The following is a 16075-nucleotide window of genomic DNA, read 5'->3' on the forward strand; positions in this document are numbered from 1 at the left end:
GAACACCACGTACTCCGTACTACGCGCTAGACGAGCGAGAGGACGCGGGTGCGGGCCTGGCCCGCGACCTCGGCGGCGCGGGTCTGCGCCTTGCCGACGCGCGTCTCGACCTCGCCGCGGAGCTTCGGCAGCTCCGTGCGCAGCTCGGCCGCGGACGGGAGGCCGTTGATGCGGGCCTCGGCGGCGGCGCGACGCTCGCGCAGCTCGCGCTCGAGCTGGGTGCGGGTGCGGGTCAGGTCGCGCTCGAGGCCGGTGCGCGCCTGCGCGCCGCGCTTCTCGAACGTGCCGAGCTGCGCGCGCAGCTGCTGGCGACGGACCTGCGCCTGCTTCTGGGCGGCGTCGCGACGGTCCAGGAACATCTTGGCCGTGGCCTCGCGGCGCTCCACGAGCTCCTTCGTGGCGGCGTCGCGCGCCTCGAGGGCGGCGCCCACGGGGATCAGGACGGCCTTCTCGCCGGCGACCTGCACGCGACCGGCGACCTGGGTGGCCTGGGCCTGCGCACGCTGGCGGGCCTGGACGGCCTGGGCGGCGGCGAGCTGGCGGACCTGGACGGCCTGCTTCTGCGCGTCCTCGAGGTTCTTCGGGGCGACGGCGACGGCCTGCGCGTAGACGTCGCGGGCCACGCGGGTGGCGACGGCGACGCGGGACTCGATGGCCCGGGCGGCCTCGGTCGAGTCGGCCTGGGCGGCGGCCTTGCGGGCCTTGGCCTGCGTCTTCGTGGCGGTGGCCTTGGCCTGCGCCTTCGTCGTCTTGGCGGTGTCGCGCGCGGCGGTCTTCGCGGCGCCGGTGGCCTGCGTCTTCGTGGCCTTCGCCGAGGACTTGGCGGAGGACGCCTTCGGGGCGGCGGACTTCGCGGCCGTCTTCGCGGCGCCCTTGGCCTGCGTGGCGGTGGTCTTCGCCGCGGCCTTGGCGCCCGCGGCCTGCGTGCCGGCGGTGCGGGTCGTCGACTTGCGCGCGGCCGGCTTGGACGCGGCGGCGGTCTTGGCGGTCGCGGCCTTCGCGACGGCCGGCTTGGCCGTCGAGCGCTTCGCCGTGGCGGTGGCGGACGTGCCGGAGCCGCGCGTCGCCGTGGCGCGGCTCGCCGCCGGCTTGGCCGACGTCGTGCGCTTCGCGGACGTCTTCTTCGCCGCGGGCTTCGACGCGGACGTCGAGCTCTTCGCGGTCGTGCTCTTCGTCGCGGCCGGCTTGGCGGCGGACGTCGTGCTGGACGCGGCGGTCGCGGGCTTCACCGTCGCGGTCGGGGAGGCGGCCGGGGACGTGGCCGGCGTGGTCGGGGACTTCGGGCTGTTCGGCGTGTCGGCCATGTCGAGGTTCCTTCGGCTGCTTAGTTCTAAGTTCACCCGGAATGTAGCGGCGAACACCTGTTCTTACAACCGTTCGATGTGTGCGTTACACCGTGCGCCCGACGGAACCGTTCGGGGCACGCGCCCCGACCGTGGGCGACGTCACCAGCCGGCGGGACCCTCCACGCTCTCGAACGTCCCCGTCGGGCCGTCGGTCCCGACGAGTGCCATGCGCACGATCGGCGCGGCGCCCTCCTCGACGGTCTGGTGGCCCTGGTGGCCGTTGAAGTCCGTCGCGGTGTAACCGGGGTCGACGGCGTTGACGCGGATCTCGGGGAGCGCCGTGGCCCACTGGGTGGTGACCATGTTCAGCGCGGCCTTCGACGAGGTGTAGATCGGCATGACGGCGCCCGACTCGACCCGCGAGGGGTCCGTGGTCGCCGCGATCGAGCCCATGCCGCTCGAGACGTTGACGATCACGGGGGCCTGCGAGGCGCGCAGGAGCGGGAGGAACGCTTGGGTCACGCGGACGACGCCGAAGACGTTCGCGGCGTAGACGCCCTCGTAGTCCGCGACGGTCAGGGCGAGCGGGTCCGCGAAGGGTCCGGGGACGCCGGCGTTGTTGACGAGGACGTCGAGGCCGGTCCCCGCCGCGGTGATGGTCTCGACGGCGGCGGCGACGGAGGCGTCGTCCGTCACGTCGAGCTGGACGAAGCGGCCGCCGAGGGCGTCAGCGGCCTCCTGGCCCCGCTCGGCGTTGCGGGCGCCGATCCAGACGTCGTGGCCCTCCGCGATCAGGCGGCGGGCGGTCTCGCGGCCCAGGCTCTTGTTGGCGCCGGTGATGAGGGTGGTGGTCATGGGATCCAGCCTGGGCCACGGGACGGGGGTCTGTGAAGAGGACCCCGCACCCTGGGACTGGCAGGGCCACGATGCGCCGGGCCCGGTACGCCATCATCGATACATGGCGGATGCCCAGACCACGCAGCGCACGACGGACGAGCTGGCCGGCTGCCTGCGTGCGTGGCGCGACCGGCTCACGCCCGAGGCCGTCGGACTGCCCGCCGGCGGCTCGCGCCGGGCGCCCGGTCTGCGCCGCGAGGAGGTGGCCTCGTTGGCCGGCCTCTCCGTCGACTACCTCAGCCGGCTGGAGCAGGGCCGGGCCACGAACCCGTCGCCGTCCGTCCTCGGACCGCTGGCCCGCGCGCTGCGCCTGACGGACGAGGAGCGGATCCACCTCTTCCGCGTCGCCGGCCAGGCCGACACCTCCTGCGGCTGCATCGACCGCCACCTCACGCCCGGCGTCCAGCGGATGCTCGACCGGCTGGCCGACGTGCCCGTGCTCGTCCGTGACGCCGCCTGGTCGATCGTGGCCCAGAACCCGCTGTCCGTCGCGCTCATGGGCGACATGCGGGGCGAGGGGCGCGACGGCAACGTCGCCTGGCGGCACTTCCACCACGAGGCCCCCTCCCGCGCGGTGCTCACGCACGAGGACGTCGCCCGTTGGGAGTCCGGGATCGTGGCCGACCTGCGCGGCGCGCTCGGCACCTTCCCCAACGACGCGTTCCTCCACGCCCTCTGGCGCGACCTGCTCGCCACGAGCCCCCGCTTCGCCGCGCTGGCCGAGCAGCGCTGCGTCGGCTCGCACCGCGAGAGCCGCAAGACGATCGACCACCCGCAGGTCGGGCGGATCACCGTCGACTGCGACGTGCTCGAGGTTCGCGACGGCCACCTGCAGATGGTCATCAACACCGTCCAGCCCGGCTCCCCCGACGCGACGGCGCTGGCGCTGCTCGGAGCCGTGGGCACGCAGACCTTCGCGTAGGGCGGCGGTCCGCCCCCTCAGGAGTGCGGCAGCTCCGCGACCCGCGCCAGCCCGGCCGCGGTGCGCGCCGCCACCACGGGGGAGTGGGGCTCGAGGTCCAGCGGGTTGTTCAGCGGGTCGGCGAGGTCGCCGAAGGCCACGAGCCCACCGGACTCCGTGACCACGAGCTGGCCCGCGGCGGCGTCGACCGCGCGGCAGCGCCACAGCGAGGCCATGCCGTCGACGCGGCCGCCCGCCACGGCGCAGAGCGAGATGGCGATCGCGCCGATCGCGCGGATGCGGTGGACGTGCTCGACGAGCGCCTCGCCCGAGGCCATGACGTGGATCGGGTTGGCGGACTCGATCGCGACGAGCTCGAGCTTGCCGTCGCCGTTCAGGCGCTCCTTCGCCGGGCCCTTGAGCGCGACGCCGTCGAGCCAGGCGCCGCGGCCCTTGATCGCGGTCCAGCGCTCGTCCGGGCCGAGGTCGGCGACGAGGCCGCAGACGACGTCGGCCATGGTTCCGGTCGTGGCGACGTCCTCGCCGGTGGCCACGGCGATCGACACGGCGTGGTGGGGCATGCCGCGCTTGGCGTTCATCGAGCCGTCGATGGGGTCGATGACGACGAGGACGTCACGGGCGCCGAAGTCGACGGTGCCGCGCTCCTCGGACAGCGCGGTGAAGCGGGCGCCGGCGTCGTGCAGTCGCTCGAGCTCGGCGAAGATGACGTCCTCCGCGTCGCGGTCCATCACGAGGGTCCGGTCGCCGCCCTCGCCCGTGGTGCCCGTCTCCTCCAGCCGGTCGGCGCCGGGCTTCACGGCCGCGAGGAGGTCGCGGACCGCGTCGGCGGCCCGGTTGAACGCGGTCAGCCAGGTCTCGGGATCAGGGTGGGAGGACGGCGTCATGAGCCACCTATCCTAGAGAGCAGCGATGGAGCCCCTCGACGCACTCTCGGACGCGCAGGTCCGCGCGGCCACGCATCCGGCGGCCGGCGCGCCCCTGCTCGTGCGCGGCACGGCCGGCACGGGCAAGAGCGTCGCCCTCGCCGCACGCGCCGCGTGGCTCGTCACCGCGGCCGGCGTGGACCCGACCCGCGTGGCGCTGCTCGTCGCGACGCCCGCCGCGGCCGCGCGCACCCGGCGCCGGCTCGACGCGCGCCTCGGCTCGCCCGCGGCCGACGTCGTCGTCACCACGCTGCCCGACCTCTGCCACCGGCTGCTGCGCGACGTGGCCGCCGAGGCCGGCGTCGACCCGTTCGTCGTCCCCGCGACCCGCACGGAGCGCGTGGCGCTGCTGCTCGAGCACCGCGAGGAGCTCGGCCTCCGCCACCACGACGGGGGTCCGGCGCCGATCCCGCTGCTCGCCGGCGCCGTTGCGCGCATCGACCGGCTGAAGGAGTCGCTCGTCGACGCCGACGCGCTCTCGGCGTGGGCCGGCGCGCTCGCCGACACCGATCCCCGGGCGCTCCGCGAGCGCGAGTTCGCCGCGCTGCTGCGGCTCCACGACCGCGTGCTCCGCGAGCGCGGGCTCATCGACCACGGGGATCTCGTCCTGCGGCTGCTGCGCGTGCTCGAGGACGAGACGCCGGGCGGCGTCGGCGCGACCGTCCGCGGCCGCGTCTCCTCCGCGCTGGCCGCGCTGCTCGTCGACGACATCCAGGACCTGCCGACCGCCGCGATGCGCGTGCTGCGCGCCCTCGTGGCCGCCGGCACCGGTCTGACCGCCGCGGGCGACGACGACCAGGCCACCCGCCGCGTCCGCGCCGCCGCGAGCAAGAACCTGCGCGAGCTCGCCGCCGCGCACCCGGGCCTGACGACGGTGAGCCTCGAGCGCTCCTGGCGCTGCCCCGACCGGGTCCTGAGCGCCGCCGAGGCCGTCGTCGCCCCCGCCGCCGACCGGCTCCCGCACGCCTGGCACGCGCCGAGCGGCGGCCGCGTGCGGTTCTGGCGCGCGACGAACGAGCGGGCCCAGGCCCAGGCCGTCGCGGGCGAGGTCGAGCGGCTCGTGCGCGACGGCACCCGGCCGGACCGGATCGCCGTGCTCGTCTCGTCCGTCCGCCGCGAGGGCGGTCCCGTGGCCGCGGCGCTCGAGGAGCGGGCGATCCCCACGCGGCTCGGCGGCGCCGGCGCGTTCCTCGAGCGGGTCGAGGTCCGCGACGTCCTCGCGTGGCTGCGGCTGCTCATCGACCCCTCCGACGCGCCCGCCGTCTCCCGCGCGCTGGCCCGACCGCCGATCGGCCTGCGCCCCGCCGACCTCGCCCGCTGCCTGCAGCTCGCCCGCCGGCGCCGGATGGACCTCGTCGGCGCGCTCGCCGCGTCCATGGAGTCCCCGCAGATGGCTCCCGAGGCCCGCGACCGCGTCGCCGCGTTCCTGCGCCTCTACCGCGGGGCCGTCCGCGCGCTCGACGTCACCCCGCCGGACCAGTTCGTGCACCGGCTCGTGGAACACCTGGGCCTGCGCGGCCAGCAGCTCTTCGGGGCCGACGGCGACGTCGTCGAGCGCCTGCGCGACCTCGCGCGCGTCGGCCAGCTCGCCGAGCGTCACGTGCGCATCGCGCCCCAGTCCACCGCGCGCGACTTCGCCCGCTGGATGGTCACCCTGGCCGAGGCCGGCGGCGACCCGGACGGCAAGGTCGAGGCCGTCCCGTTCGCCGCCGGGATGGACGGCGAGCCGGACGACGCCGGGGCGGACGCGGGCTTCGCGAGTGCCGCCGGGGACCCCGACGCGGGCGGCCCCGGCCCGGCCTCCGTGCGCGTCCTGCCCCTCGAGGCCGCGGCGGAGCTCGAGCTCGACCACGTCTTCGTCCTCGGCCTGCAGTCCAGCCGCCTGGGCGCGGTCGGCGCGTTCGCCGGCCGGCGGCTCGTCGACCCGCTCCCGGACGAGCTGCTCGGCGACGACCGCGTCGTGCCCGGCGCGGAGGACCCGGCGGCGGCCGAGGCCGACCGCGAGCGGCGGATCGCGATGGACGAGGCGCGGCGCGCCCTGCACGTCGCGATGACCCGGGCCCGCGAGGGCGTCGTCCTCGCCTACCCCGCGCACGCCACGAGCGGCGCGGCGCGCGAGCCCTCGCCGATCGTGGAGGACGCCCGCCGCGCCGTCGACGGGGAGTGGGAGGAGCTCGAGGAGCGGCTCTTCGGCCCCGACGACACGCTGCACGCCACCTTCCGCACGCTCCGCGACGGGCTGCTGCGCGACGTCGCGACGATCGGCGCGCGCCTCGGCGACCTGCGGATGGACACCGACCTCGACGTCGCGCACGGGGTCACCCGCTACCTCGAGCTGATGAAGGTCGCGGCGCTCATCAACCGCCCCGACGGCCAGAAGGTCGCGGCGGCGATGCCCGCGATCGACGCGGCGATCCGCCAGGCGGCGACGGCGCAGCAGAAGGAGATCCTGCTCTCGAGCACGCTGGACGAGGAGATCCTGGCCGCGGCCGACCAGACCGCGGAGCGCCGGGCCAAGCGCGGCGAGCCCTCCCTCGAGCCGTTTCTCCCCCTGCGCGGCGACGGCGTCGTCCTCTCGGCGGGCGACCTGTTCCTCTACGGCGCCTGCCCCCTGCGCTACAAGTTCAACCGCGTCCTGCGGATCCCGCAGCAGCCGACGGTGGCGCAGCGGTTCGGCATCGTCGTCCACCAGGTGCTCGAGCGCTGGCACGGCCGCGGCGGCACCCAGCTGGGCGAGCTGCAGGAGCTGCTCTCCGCGAGCTGGCGGCGCTCCGGCCTGACGGGCGTGGCCGACGAGGCGCGGCTGTGGGCGCGCGCCCAGGACGCGATGGCGCGGTACCACGCCCGCACGATGTCGGAGGACTCCGAGACGGTCTGGCTCGAGCGCGGCTTCGAGTTCCGCCTGGGCGACCACACGCTCCGGGGCCGCGTGGACCGGGTCGACCGCCACCCCGACGGCGCCTACGAGCTCGTCGACTACAAGACGGGCCGTCCGCGCACCCCGGAGCAGCTGCGCGACGACGTGCAGCTGCAGCTCTACGCGGTCGCCGCCGTCGACGCGTGGGGCCTGGAGGCGCCCCGCCAGGCCTACCACTACGTCCTGGACGACGTGAAGACCCCGCTCGAGGCCGAGGGCGGCGAGCGCGCCCGGATCACCGAGACCGTTCAGCGGGTGGGCGGCGCGATCCTCACCCAGGACTTCGAGCCGACCCCGTCCTACGAGACGTGCTCGATGTGCGACTACCAGCTGACCTGCCCGGCAGCCGAGACGTAGGCGGGTTCAGCGGTAGCTCCAGTCAGCGCGGTCCCCGACCCGCAGTGGCGACATCCGCGGCGTCGGGCCCGTCGCCGATCAGCACAGCCGGCTCGGGGAGGCGAGGCCGGCGACCGCTCCAGCGGATGCCGCGGGCAGCCAAGGCGCGCCGGAGCACGTCGTCGACCTCGGCGTCAGCCACTGCTCAGGCCTCAGTCCTCGTCGTCCTCGTCGCCCTCGGTGTGGTCCTGCTCGCGCAGGAACTCGAGGAAATCGTCGGCGATGACGTCGCCCGAGGGGAGCTCGCCGAGGTTGAGCTGGATCTGGCTCTCGGCGGCCTCGGCCAGGTCCTCGTCGGACTCCTCGTCGCCGATGACCTCGCGCAGGTCGGCCATCTGCTCCAGGCGCTCGAGCAGCTCGCGCCGCTCCGGGTCGCGCTCCACGGCCTCGGAGACCTGCTGCTCGTAGCGCTCGGACGCGGCGCGCAGGCGGGCCGTCGGCACGGGCACGTTCGTCAGGGCCTCGACGGCCTCGACGAGGGCGAGCGTCGCCTTCGGGCTCGGCACCCCGGCGACGTAGTGGGGCACGTGGGCCAGCAGCGTGGCGGCCTGCAGCCCCTGCCGGGCGGCCTCGAAGTGGACGACGCCCGTCAGGCCGGTCGGGCCCTCGTAGTCCGGGAGCATCGCGCCGATCGGGGCGATGATGTCCGGATCCGTCGCGATGCCGGTGATCGGCACGGGGCGGGTGTGGGGGACGTCGGAAAGCAGGCCGCCGAGGGTCACGACGAACGTGGCGCCCAGGCTCTTGGCCGTCTCGATCAGCGTCTCGCTCAGCGACTGCCAGCGCATGGCGGGCTCGGGGCCGGTCACGAGGATCAGGTCGCGGCCGGCGGTCGGCACCACGGCGGCGCGCAGCTCGACCGTCGGCCACTCCACGTCGGAGGCCACGCCGTCGCGCACGGTGATGTGCGGCCGGTAGGACTGCATCGTGTACAGCAGCTCGGGGTCGACGGTGGCGCAGCGTTGTGCGCCCAGACGGCGCGAGATGACGCCGACGGCAGAGCTCGCGGAATCCCCCGCATCCGTCCAGCCGGTGAACGCGCAGACCAGGGCGGGGTCGCGCAGACCGACGGGGCGGTCGTCCCAACGGAGGGGAATCATCCGGCTGACGGTACAAGATGTCTCACGTGTCACCCGCGATCGAGTCCACCGTCGCTGCTCTGGGACCGGGCGATCGCATGGCCGGGGCGTACGCGTGCGTCCGCAAGGACCGGTCGAATGGGCGCTCCGGGGCGTACCTCTCGCTCGACCTCCGCGATCGCACGGGCACGATGCCGGCGCGCATCTTCAAGGACGTCGACCGCTGGGACGGCGTGTTCGAGCGCGGCGACGTCGTGCAGGTCACGGGCACGGTGGACCGCTACCGCGACGACCTGGTGGCCGAGCTCACCGCCGTGCGCCGGCTCGACCCCGCCGAGGTCGACCCCACGCAGTTCCTGCCGACGGCCTACCGCGACCTCGACGAGCTCGACGGGTTCCTCGAGGGGCTGGCGGGCGAGGTCGGCGACACGGGCTTCGGCAGCCTGCTGCGCGAGCTGATCGACGACGAGGCGCTGCGGCGCGCGTGGCGGCTGGCGCCGTGCACGCAGAACGGGCACCACGCCTACCTCGGCGGGCTGCTCGAGCACACCGTCGCCGTCGGGGCCCTCGCGCAGGAGACGTGCGTGCACCACCCGGGCCTCAACCGCGACCTGCTGCTGACGGCCTGCCTGGTCCACGACCTCGGCCGCACGCGCGAGTTCACCTACGGGGCCGAGATCGGACGGACCGAGGTCGGTGAGCTCCTGGGCCACGTCGAGCTCGGCCTGCGCGTCATCGCCGAGCCCGCCCGCCGCGCCGGCCTGGACGAGACCCGCTGGTCGCACCTCGCCCACTGCGTGCTCACCCACCACGGGCCCGAGCGCGCGGGCGGGCGATTCCGCTCGGCGGAGGCCGTCACGCTGCACCGCCTCAACGCGGTCGACGCGAGCGTGAAGGACGCACTCGAGCACGGACTCGGCCACGGCTGAGGGCCTGGTCCGCGCGGCCGCGGCGCCCGCCACCGGACTGCGGCGGGCGTGCCGGTTTCCCGCACGCTTCGGCCCGGACTACGCACGAGGGACGAGGGGCGACCCCGACGGCAGGGGCGGGCGCCGGTCGTAGGTTGGAAGTGCGCCGTGAAGCCATCCGGCGCACGAGCCCCCACCACCCGGAAGTCGTCATGTCCAGCCTGCTCGATCCCCCCACCGCCGCACCGGTCCCCGACCGGACCATCGACCGGGCCGAGCCCGCCACCGAACGCGCCGCGACCGACCGCACCGCCGAGAACGCCCCGCATCGCGCTCCGCTCGCCCTCGGCCTGGCCCGCATGGGCCTGGGCTTCCTCTTCCTCTGGGCCTTCGTCGACAAGATGATCGGCCTGGGCTTCTCGACCCCGTCGAACATGGGCTGGCTCGACGGCGGCAACCCGACGCAGGGCTACCTCGCCAGCGCCGAGGGCCCGTTCGCCGGCTTCTACCAGTCGCTCGCGGGCGGAGCGGTGACCAACGTCCTCTTCATGGCCGGCCTGCTCGCCCTGGGCGTCGCCCTCATGGCCGGCGTCGCGTCGCGCCTGGCGACGATCGGCGGCGTGCTCATGTTCGTCTCGATGTGGACCACCCACATGTTGCCGGAGACCAACCCCTTCCTCGACGAGCACCTGATCTACGCGCTCGTGCTGGTCGGCCTGCTCGGCGTCGGCGCCGACCGCACCCTGGGCCTGGGCGCCCGTTGGGCCGAGCTGCCCTTGGTGCGGCGGTTCCCGATCTTGCGCTGAGGCCCCCGGCACCCGCTCCGCGGCGCCAGCAGCGCCGCGGAGCACGTGACGAAGACCGGCGACGTGCCGGAACGAGCGAAGGCCCGGCACGCGCGCCGGGCCTTCGCTCGTTCCGGGTCCCACGCGTCCCGGGAGCGCCGCGCACGGCGGCCCCCCGGGGAGCGGTCGTCTAGCGGACGACGACCGTTCCGCGCTTCGTCGTGGAGACGTTGCCCGCGGCGTCGTAGGCCTCGATCGTCAGGGCGTAGCGCCCGGCGGCGAGCTTTCCGCCCGGCTTGAGCGTCCAGGAGGAGGTGCCCTTCGCGACCAGCGCCACGCCGCTGTCCTTCGGCATCGGCTTGCTCAGCTTGCCGTTGCCGCGGACGAACCGCGCGCGCTTGCCGACGGTCTTCGCGAGGGTGACCTGCACCGACTTCACCGTGCCCGCGGCCTTTGCGCGGGTCTTCGCGGCGGAGCACGTCACGTCCGTTGCCTTGCCCGTGATCGTGAGCCGGCGGGCCTTCACGGCGACCTTCACGCCGCTCGTGCGCGGGGCGGTCGTGTCGACGCAGGCGGCCCTCCGCGTGACCGTCGTGTCGCCGCCCAGCCCGATCACGTCGGGGTTCTGGGCCGACGCCGCGCTGCGCGAGACCGCGGCGAGGACCGCGGCGGGGTCGGGGCCGCTCGTGACGGGGCCCGTGGCCGGACCGTCGGCCGTCGCGTCGTCGAGGAGGACACCCGTGCCGGCCGTCGCCTCCTGGAACCGCACGTCGGCCAGCTGCACCGAACCCTGGGCCGGCTTCCCGGCCTCGCCGAAGCGGAACTCGACCTTGCGGACGGTCTTGAGGTCGACCCCCTGGGCGGCGAAGTCCGCCAGCGGCACGCGTACCTGGCTCAGCAGGACGTGGAGCTTCGGCGTCGTCGAGCCGACCGAGGGGTGCAGCGCGTTGCCGTACCGCTGGTCCCCGGCGGAGACCGTGCCCTCGTGGCCGGCCGCGTCCGTCACCGCGATCGTGAAGTCCTGCGACCACGCGGCCGGGTCGTACTCCGCCGCGGAGCCGACGCGATTCGTCGCCGACGGTGCCGACCGGTCCGGGTTGGTCGGGTCGAAGTTCCGCGGGTCCAGCACGTTGACCGCCGCGCCGAGGGCGAGGGCCTTCTTGTCGCTGACGTCGCCCTTCGCCGCCGGGATGCGGGTCGCGAGCTTCGCCGGCCCGTCCCAGGCCGCCGCGAGCTGCAGCCCGTAGGACTGGTTCAGCGGGCTCTGCTCGCGCATGCCGATCTGGCCCCCCAGGCCGCTGATGTTCGGCAGCGGACAGGCCTTCGCGGCCTTCGGGAAGTCCGGCTTGCCGATCGTGGACTCCTCGAAGTGGTCCGGCTCGGGGTTGCACCAGTCCAGGCCGCTCGGCGTCGTCGCCGGGCGCGGCAGCACGCCGCCGTCCTCGAGGTAGGGGTTCGAGAAGCCCGACGCCTCGATCGCCGTGCCGACGGCGCTCGTGCTCAGCGGGGTGTCGGTCTCGGGCCGCAGGACGTCCATGCGCTCGTCCGCCGCGGCGAAGTAGCTCGTCATCGTCCGCTCGGCGCACCCGATCCGGGGGCCGAACGTCCCGGTCGTGACGGGCGGGGTCGCGGTGCTCGTGAACGACTGGGTCTGCGACGGGCAGGCCGTGGCCGGCAGCTCCGTCTCACCGTCCGCGTTGCGCTCGCCCGTCATGTAGCGGTCGAAGCCGCCCTCGCCGCCGACGTAGCGCCGGAAGAAGGACGACATGAGCGCCAGGCCGACCTTCTCCTGGTCCCCCATGAGCACAGGATCGCCCGAGCCGCGGTTGGCGCGCGTGTAGGTGCCGCCCGGGCTCGTCCCGATCGTGGGGCTGGCCGGGTTGCTCGTGGCGGGGCCCGTGCTGATGCCGCCCGAGAGGCGCAGGTTGCTCGGCATGTTCACGCCGCAGGCCTGGTCGCCGTTGGACCCGTCCTCGCCGTCGGCGGACCACACGCTGTTGAACCAGTTGTGGTTCGTGCCGTGGACTCCCACCTGGACGAGCGGGAACGGGGTGGCCTCGCGGTACTGGCCGCGCTCGAAGAAGCGGGCGCCCTGGATGTTGGAGACGTCGCCGTCGCACATCGGCAGCACGGAGAGGAACGGCGTGCCGGAGGGCGCGCGCCGCTCGTAATCCGTCGCCGCGAGCGCGATCACGCCGCGCAGCGGGTAGCGGCGACCCGGGGCCGGGCGGGTCCGGTTGTAGTCGATGAAGCTCGTCACGGCGTCGCCGCCGCGGGAGTGGCCCATGAGGCCGATGCGGGAGAGATCGAGCCTGCCGACGAGCGAGCTGCCCAGGTTCTGGTCGGGGCCCGTGAGGCCCTCCGCGTTGGCCTTGTACAGCGCGTCGAGCGTGGCGGCGATGAGCAGGCGGCGCTGGTGCATGCCCTTCGCCATCGGGTTGTCCTGGTAGTACATGAGCTGGTCCTGGTCGATCGAGACGACCGTGTAGCCCCAGCTCGCCAGGTTCTCGCCGAGGTAGGCGTAGCCCCGGTCGTTGCGCTTGAAGACGGTGCAGTTCGGCGCCGCCCCGGCGTCGCACGAGCCGTGGTTGCCGTGGACGAGGACGATCACCGGCGACGGCGTCGTGCGTCCGACCGGCTGGTACATCGAGCCCCGGATCTGCAGCGTGGCCGCCGCGGCCGGACCGATGGTCCCGCCGCCGCCGGCCGCGGGCTCCTGCAGGTTCACGGTGCCGGCGAGGAACCGACCGGGAGCGGTCGCCGGGTCTGATCCCTCCGTCGTCTGGACGGCGTAGGAGCCGCGGGCCATCGGGTCCGGGTCGGCGGCGCGGGCCCCGGCCGGGAGGACCGCCAGCAGGACGGCCACGAGGGCGAGGGCCGCGGCTGGGAGGGCCCGAAAGGGGGCGCGGACGATGTGCACAGTTCTCCGAGGAATGGGTGTCGAGACCGTCGCCGGGCAGAGCCGCGGGACCGGGGAAAAGCGTATGGACGGTGCCGGCATACGCCCTTGTCCCGTTGGCGCTCCGCGGGGCCTGCGTACAGGACATCCGGGCCGGAAGAGGGCGACGGATCCCGACCTAGACTCCGGGCTCGCCGTCGGCAGACGTGTGCTGCGCTCACGTCTCGACCTCCGGGCCGTCGCCCCGCGGCGCGGCCGACGCCGATCCCGCCGACCACGCACCGAGGTGCCTTGCATCCCATGACGTCCACGCCCCTACGTCGAGCCCTGCGCGTCGCGCTCGTGCTGGCGGCCCTCCCCGCCGTCGCGCCCGCCGTCGCCGGCGCGTCGACCTGGACGGTCGACGACGACCGCACCCAGTGCCCATCCGCCGGCTTCACGTCGATCCAGGCCGCGGTGGACCAGGCCGCGCCGTGGGACACGGTGGTGGTCTGCGACGGCGTCTACCGCGAGGGGTCCACGCCCTACACCAACGCGAACAGCCCGGCCCAGGCCGGCTCGCGCAACGGGTTGACGATCACGAAGCCGCTGACGATCCGCGGCGCGGGCGCCGACAAGGTCACGATCATGCCGGCGACGGCGCTGGGCGACTCCCTGGCCGGCACGGAGCCGTACCTGCGCGACGGCGGCGGCAACGTCATCACCGTCTCGCGCCAGTCCCTCGGCTCCTCGGACGACAACGAGAACTTCTTCGACCTCTCGGGCGTCACGGTGAGCTCACCGGGGGCGTACGCCGAGGCCGGCATCGCGTTCTTCAACACCTCGGGTCGCGTCCGCCGGAGCGTCGTCGGGCCGCTGCGCCGCGCCGCGGCCGCCTCGGCCGCGAGCCAGCCGCACGGCTGGGGCATCGTCATGACGAACTCGCTGCAGAGCGACGTCGCAGGCGGCATCCGCCGCGAGGTCACGGTGGAGGACAGCCTCGTCACGGGCTTCGGCGCCGGCGGGGTCCTGTTCGACGCCTCCGTCGGCGGGGTCGACAACCCCACCGTCGTGGCCCCGGCCGTCAGCCCGCTGCAGACGCGGTCCAACGTCAACGCCTACGGCAACGTGCTCCGCAGCCGCATCGTCGGCGAGCGGGGCGGCGCGTCCGTCCCGCAGACCGGCGTGCGGTACCAGTCCGGGCAGCGGGGACGGGTGACCGACAGCGAGATCGTCGACACCTGGAACGGGCAGGCGGGCACCGCCCGCTCCTCCGTCGGCGTCCTGCTCGCCGACGCCGACACGGGCATGGATCCGAAGGTCCCGGGTGCCCGCGCCCTCGCGGTCTCGGGCACGACCTTCGGCGCGAACGGCTACGCCGTCTTCAACGCGGACGCGGCCAACGCGGCGGTCCGCAACGGCGCGCCGGTGCTCGCCCAGGAGAACTACTGGGGCTGCCCGGCCGGCCCGACGGCGGGCGTCAGCAGCGCGACGACCGGCTGCCAGGGCCGGTCCGGCAACGACGCGGGCGCCCCCGGGGCGGTACCGCCCGTCCTCGCCGCGGCGAGCGTCGACACCGGCGCGTTCCGCACGACGCCGATCGCCGCGCTTGCCGCTCCCGCCGCGACCCCGGACGCGGCTCCCACGGCCGAGATCCTCGAGCCGACCGCCGGCCTCGTCGTGCCGGTCGGCACCGAGGTCCGCCCGGTGGTCGCCGCGAGTGACGACTTCGGCGTGCGCTCCGTCCGGCTCTCCGCCGGCGGCGCAGAGGTGGCGACCCGGTCGACGCGTCCCTACGAGTTCTCCTGGACCCCGACGGCCGCCCAGGCCGGGACCACGGTGGAGCTGACCGCGACGGTGACGGACTCCGCCGGGCAGACCACGACGGCGTCCGTCCCGGTCGCGGTGCCTGCGCTGGCGGCCGGCCCCGGAACGCCCACGACCCCGGCCCCGCCCACGACCCCGGCCCCGCCGGCGAGCCCCGCCCCGAAGGCACAGGTCCGCCTGCTCACGCGCTCCGTCCGGCTCGACGGTGAGGGCCGGTTCGCGATCCGGGTCTCCTGCGGCACGGGCCGGGGCCGCTGCCGCACCCGCGTGGTGGTCCGCCGCGGCAGCACCACGGTCGGTACCCGCACGTTGACGATCGCCGCGGGGAAGACCGTGACGGTCCGCATGCGGCCCACCGCGGCGATGCGCCGCTCGCTTCTACGGGGTCGGACCGTCGTCGTGAGAGTGGCCTTCGACGGCTTGGGCGTCACGCTGGTCCCGAAGGCGGCGACGGTGAAGATCGCCCCGAAGGCGAACGCCAAGCGCTGAGCCCGGCGGTCCGTTCGTGGCCGCCGGACGCCGCAGGCGGCATCGCGGGCGTCGGCGCTTGGCCGGGTGACACACGCGTGGCGGCGGTATGTCCTGGAGACATGTTCTATGTCTCCAGGACATACCCCTGCCCGGTGCGTGTCGATCCGGGACGCGGTTCCGGATCGCGAGCCGACCGCCGGCCGGCGCGGCGACCCGGAACGGGGAGACCGGCGGACCGGGAACGGTTGACCCACCGGGGCAGGAGGGTCGGGTGACCCAACGGCGGGCCGGGGTCGGGTGGCCCACCGGCGGGCCGAGACCGGGTGACGACGGATGCCCAGGCGCGGCGGGCGCGGCGGCCGTTCATCCCCCGATCGGATGACGGCGGATGGCGGACGGGCCCGGGGGCATTCCCCGTTCACATTTCGTAACACCGAGGAAGGTGTACGTCGCTGACCCGCTTTCAAGCCCCGAAACCCAATGGATAACGGTGTATTCGGTATCAGTCCAGGGTCAGTACGGTGAACGTATGGGTCGAACGGCCAGACGGTGTTGAGGGGGAGGCGAGATCCCCCGATGGGTGAACATCAGCAGCGAAGAGGACGGTGTCCTCTCCCCGCAGCGCCCTCTTCATCCTCTCCCCGGAACCGCCGCCATGACCGCCACCCGCACCCGCACCTCCCGCCGCCTCACCTCCGAGCAGCTGCTCGCCATGTGGGAGCGCTACCAGGCCTCGGGTGACCGGTCGGTCCGCGACGAGCTCGTGTTCCTCCTCACCCCGCTGGT

General features: G+C 74.7%; 10 protein-coding genes. 5 read left to right on the forward strand and 5 right to left on the reverse strand.

Annotation, left to right across the window (positions count from 1 at the left end; translation table 11 throughout):
- Nucleotides 1-26: 26 nt before the first annotated feature.
- Both F593_RS28920 and F593_RS0119895 read right to left on the reverse strand, forming a co-directional pair.
- Nucleotides 27-1304 (reverse strand): hypothetical protein, encoded by a 1278-nt coding sequence (locus tag F593_RS28920; RefSeq protein WP_051160615.1) that lies wholly within the window; start codon nucleotides 1302-1304, stop codon nucleotides 27-29.
- Nucleotides 1305-1445: 141 nt separating this feature from the next.
- A complete protein-coding gene (locus F593_RS0119895) occupies nucleotides 1446-2141 on the reverse strand; it encodes an SDR family NAD(P)-dependent oxidoreductase (RefSeq protein WP_022930500.1) in 696 nt (231 codons plus the stop codon).
- A 103-nt stretch (nucleotides 2142-2244) separates the two neighbouring features.
- On the opposite strand from F593_RS0119895, the gene F593_RS0119900 reads away from it, so the two are divergent.
- Complete coding sequence (locus F593_RS0119900; protein ID WP_022930501.1) at nucleotides 2245-3105, forward strand: helix-turn-helix transcriptional regulator; 861 nt, start codon at nucleotides 2245-2247, stop codon at nucleotides 3103-3105.
- 17 nt (nucleotides 3106-3122) lie between these two features.
- Here the strand turns inward: F593_RS0119900 and F593_RS0119910 are convergent, their stop codons facing one another.
- The gene (locus tag F593_RS0119910; RefSeq protein WP_022930502.1) at nucleotides 3123-3989 is read right to left on the reverse strand and encodes an inositol monophosphatase family protein; all 867 of its coding nucleotides are present in this window, start codon (nucleotides 3987-3989) and stop codon (nucleotides 3123-3125) included.
- A gap of 25 nt (nucleotides 3990-4014) precedes the next feature.
- Between F593_RS0119910 and F593_RS0119915 the strand changes: the two genes are divergently transcribed.
- A complete protein-coding gene (locus F593_RS0119915) occupies nucleotides 4015-7302 on the forward strand; it encodes an ATP-dependent helicase (RefSeq protein WP_022930503.1) in 3288 nt (1095 codons plus the stop codon).
- Between the two features lie 191 nt (nucleotides 7303-7493).
- Here the strand turns inward: F593_RS0119915 and F593_RS0119920 are convergent, their stop codons facing one another.
- Nucleotides 7494-8441 (reverse strand): PAC2 family protein, encoded by a 948-nt coding sequence (locus F593_RS0119920; protein WP_022930504.1) that lies wholly within the window; start codon nucleotides 8439-8441, stop codon nucleotides 7494-7496.
- A gap of 17 nt (nucleotides 8442-8458) precedes the next feature.
- On the opposite strand from F593_RS0119920, the gene F593_RS0119925 reads away from it, so the two are divergent.
- Both F593_RS0119925 and F593_RS0119930 read left to right on the forward strand, forming a co-directional pair.
- On the forward strand, nucleotides 8459-9349 hold the full coding sequence (locus F593_RS0119925; RefSeq protein WP_245540834.1) for an HD domain-containing protein: 891 nt from the start codon (nucleotides 8459-8461) through the stop codon (nucleotides 9347-9349).
- Between the two features lie 191 nt (nucleotides 9350-9540).
- On the forward strand, nucleotides 9541-10134 hold the full coding sequence (locus F593_RS0119930) for a hypothetical protein (RefSeq protein WP_022930506.1): 594 nt from the start codon (nucleotides 9541-9543) through the stop codon (nucleotides 10132-10134).
- Between the two features lie 169 nt (nucleotides 10135-10303).
- Here the strand turns inward: F593_RS0119930 and F593_RS0119935 are convergent, their stop codons facing one another.
- A complete protein-coding gene (locus tag F593_RS0119935; protein ID WP_033208638.1) occupies nucleotides 10304-12979 on the reverse strand; it encodes an Ig-like domain-containing protein in 2676 nt (891 codons plus the stop codon).
- A gap of 333 nt (nucleotides 12980-13312) precedes the next feature.
- Between F593_RS0119935 and F593_RS26995 the strand changes: the two genes are divergently transcribed.
- A complete protein-coding gene (locus tag F593_RS26995) occupies nucleotides 13313-15307 on the forward strand; it encodes an Ig-like domain-containing protein (RefSeq protein ID WP_022930508.1) in 1995 nt (664 codons plus the stop codon).
- The last annotated feature ends 768 nt before the right edge of the window (nucleotides 15308-16075 follow it).

It is taken from the genome of Patulibacter americanus DSM 16676 (genome assembly GCF_000420025.1).
GTDB lineage: Bacteria > Actinomycetota > Thermoleophilia > Solirubrobacterales > Solirubrobacteraceae > Patulibacter > Patulibacter americanus.